Source organism: Ruegeria sp. C8 (assembly GCF_056537565.1).
Window position 1 is genome coordinate 1 of the sequence record NZ_JBQFRV010000036.1, and the last position, 3,805, is coordinate 3,805.

At 62.3% G+C, this 3,805-nt stretch carries 3 protein-coding genes; all 3 read left to right on the forward strand.

What is annotated here, in order from left to right; all coding sequences use genetic code 11:
- On the forward strand, window positions 1–477 hold a 477-nt coding region (locus tag ACR0KL_RS22685; RefSeq protein WP_480528132.1), incomplete at its 5' end, for a (2Fe-2S)-binding protein.
- A 25-nt stretch (window positions 478–502) separates the two neighbouring features.
- Complete coding sequence (locus tag ACR0KL_RS22690; protein ID WP_170675952.1) at window positions 503–2,863, forward strand: xanthine dehydrogenase family protein molybdopterin-binding subunit; 2,361 nt, start codon at window positions 503–505, stop codon at window positions 2,861–2,863.
- A gap of 95 nt (window positions 2,864–2,958) precedes the next feature.
- Window positions 2,959–3,750 (forward strand): FAD binding domain-containing protein, encoded by a 792-nt coding sequence (locus ACR0KL_RS22695; RefSeq protein ID WP_170675953.1) that lies wholly within the window; start codon window positions 2,959–2,961, stop codon window positions 3,748–3,750.
- Window positions 3,751–3,805 lie beyond the last annotated feature (55 nt).

Genomic DNA, 3,805 nt, shown 5'->3' on the forward strand with positions numbered 1-3,805 from the left:
ATATCGCTGACTGTGAATGGCATGTCTGTGAGCGGTGAAGTTGAGGGTCGGACGTTATTGTCTGGTTTTTTGCGGGATCATTTGTCTTTGACGGGGACGCATGTTGGCTGTGATACGGCGCAATGTGGGGCCTGTGTGGTGCATGTGAACGGCGAGGCTGTGAAGTCGTGCAACATGCTGGCGGTTGAGGCCGACGGGGCCGAGGTTGGCACGATCGAGGGTCAGGCCTCCGAGGATGGGACACTCAATGCGATCCAGCAGGCGTTTCAGGATCACCACGGGCTGCAATGCGGCTTCTGCACACCGGGCATGGTGATGAGCGCGGCGGCCTTGCTGAAGGACAATCCGCGCCCGTCCGAGGCCGAGATCCGCAAGTATCTGGAAGGCAACCTGTGCCGCTGCACGGGCTATCACAACATCGTCAAGGCGATCATGGCCGCTTCAGGCCAGGACGTCAGCAGCATCGCCGCCGAATAAGCGGCTCGAGGGAGGAGAACAAGCAATGCCCAAAGACAGTGGCATCGGAGCCAGTTCCAAGCGGCGCGAGGACGTGCGCTTTCTGACCGGAGCAGGCAATTATACCGACGACATCAACGTGGCCGGACAGGCCTATGTTCATTTCCTGCGCTCGGATGTTGCGCATGGCCGGATCACCAGCCTTGATACCTCGGCGGCCGAGGCCATGCCGGGCGTGGTCAAGGTGTTCACCGGCAAGGATTTCGAAGGCGTGGGCGGCATGCCCTGCGGCTGGGAGGTGACGGACAAGCACGGCGCGCCCATGCAGGAGCCTGCGCATCCCATTCTGGCCCAGGGCAAGGTGCGCCATGTGGGTGATCCCATCGCCGCCGTTGTGGCCGACAGCCTGGAGCAGGCGCGTGATGCGGCCGAGGCGATTGACCTCGAGATCGAGGAACTGCCCGCCGTGATCGACATGAAGGCCGCGGCGCAAGAGGGCGCGACGCTGGTCCATGACGATCTGAAGAACAACATCTGCTATGATTGGCAGCTGGGTGAAGCGGATGACGCCAAGGTCAATGAGGTCTTCGCCAATGCGGCCCATGTGACCACGCTGGATCTGGTGAACAACCGCCTGGTTGCCAACCCGATGGAACCGCGTGTGGCGGTGGGTGAGTATAAGCGGGGCACGGATGAGTACACGCTCTATACCACCTCGCAGAACCCGCATGTGATCCGCCTGCTGATGTGCGCCTTTGTGCTGGGCCTGCCCGAGCATAAGGTCCGAGTGGTGGCCCCGGATGTGGGCGGCGGTTTTGGCACCAAGATTTTCCACTATGCGGAAGAGGCGTTCTGTACCTTCGCCGCCAAGGCCTGCAACCGGCCTGTGAAGTGGACCTCCAGCCGGTCCGAGGCGTTCATGTCGGATGCCCATGGCCGGGATCATGTCAGCAAAATCGAACTGGCGCTGGATGCAGACAATAACTTCATCGGGTTGCGGACCAACACCTACGCGAACCTTGGGGCGTATCTGTCGACCTTCTCCAGCTCCGTGCCAACCTGGCTGCACGGCACGCTGATGGCAGGCAATTACAAGACGCCGGTCATTCAGGTGAATGTGAAGGCGATGTTCACCAATACGGTGCCGGTGGATGCCTATCGCGGCGCGGGCCGGCCCGAGGCGACGTTCCAGTTGGAACGCGTGGTGGACAAGGCCGCGCGCGAGCTGGGGGTCGATCCGATTGCCCTGCGCCGTCAGAACTTCATCACCCAGTTCCCCTATGACACGCCGGTCGCGCTGACCTATGACACCGGGGATTACAACGGGACCATGGACAAGCTTGAGGCTGCGGCTGATCTGGCAGGCTTTGCGGCCCGCCGTGCGGCCAGCGAGGCCAAGGGCAAACTGCGCGGTCTGGGCATCAACTGCTATATCGAGGCGTGCGGCATTGCGCCCTCGAACATCGTTGGCATGCTGGGGGCCCGGGCGGGTCTCTATGACGCGGCGACCGTGCGAGTGAATGCCACCGGTTCGATCAGCGTCATGGTTGGCGCGCACAGCCACGGGCAGGGGCATGAGACTGCCTTCCCGCAGGTTGTGGCCGACATGATCGGCATTGATGAATCAATGGTCGAGATCGTGCATGGCGACACTTCGAAGATCCCGTTCGGCATGGGCACTTATGGCTCGCGCTCGCTGGCGGTCTGTGGCTCGGCCATGGTGAAGGCCACCGAGAAGGTGATCGACAAGGCCAAGAAGATTGCCGCCCACCTGCTGGAGGCGTCTGAGGCCGATATTGAGCTGAAGGACGGTCAGTTCAGCGTCGCGGGCACCGACAAGTCGGTGACCTGGGGCGATGTAACCCTGACAGCCTACGTGCCGCATAACTTCCCGCTGGAGGTGGAACCGGGGCTGGAGGAGACCGCGTTCTACGACCCGGCCAACTTCACCTTCCCCTCGGGCGCTTATGCCTGCGAGGTCGAGCTGGACCCCGAGACTGGTCAGGTCAGCATCGAAGCCTTCACCGCGGCGGATGACTTTGGCAACATAGTCAATCCGATGATCGTGGATGGCCAGGTCCATGGCGGTATTGGCCAGGGTATCGGCCAGGCTCTGCTTGAGAACTGCGCCTATGACGAGAATGGCCAGCTGCTGAGCGCGTCCTTCATGGATTACGCCATGCCGCGCGCTGATGATGTGCCCTTCTATGGCGTCGATCATTCCAGCCAAACACCCTGTACGCATAACCCGTTGGGTGTGAAGGGCTGTGGTGAGGCCGGGGCAATTGGCTCTCCGCCGGCGGTGGTCAATGCGGTTCTGGATGCGATGAACTCGGGCGGCAAGGCGGTGGATCACATCGATATGCCAGTAAGCCCGTCGCGCGTCTGGGCGGCGATGAACAGCTGAGTCGAGAGGGCGGTCCGGGGGCCAGCTCCCGGACCCCCGAGGTATTTTTAGCCAGATGAAGAGCGGATCTGCGCTCTTCGGAAAGGAAAAGCGGAATGTACAGTTTCGAGTTTGAAAAGCCCTCGAGCATTGCCGACGCGGTTGCTGCGTTGGGGGCCGAGGATGCGCAGCCATTGGGTGGGGGTCAGACGCTGATCCCGACGCTGAAGCAGCGCCTGGCGGCCCCTTCGGTGCTGGTCAGCATGGGTGGGATTGCCGAGATGCAGGGTGTCTGTGTCGAGGATGACGGCTCGGTCGTCATTGGCGGGGCGACGCCCCATGCCACGGTGGCGCGCGAGGCGGCGGGATCGTATCCGGCGCTGGCGGCTTTGGCGGGTCAGATCGGTGATCCGGCGGTGCGCAACCGCGGCACCATTGGCGGGTCGGTGGCCAACAATGATCCGGCGGCCTGTTACCCGGCGGGTGTGCTGGGCTCGGGCGCGACCATCGTGACCAACGCGCGGCAGATCGCGGCGGATGACTTCTTTCAGGGCATGTTTGCCACCGCGCTGGATGAAGGTGAGATCATCACCTCGGTTCGCTTCCCGGTGCCGCAGGCAGCGAGCTATCAGAAGTTCCTGCAGCCTGCGTCCCGATTTGCCTTGGTCGGCGTCTACGTGGCGCGGTTCGCGGATGGTGTCCGCGTGGCCGTGACCGGCGCCAGCGAAGACGGTGTGTTCCGGTGGGCAGAGGCCGAAGAGGCCCTGAACAAATCCTTCAGCGCCGAGGCACTGATGGGGCTGAGCGTCAACCCGATGAACATGATCGCCGACCTGCATGGCAGCAAAGACTACCGCGCGCATCTCGTCAGCGTCATGACAAAACGTGCCGTCCAAGACTGCGCATAAACACAAAAACAACAAACCCTAAAGCCCCGGGCAAAACCTCGGGGCTTTTGCTATG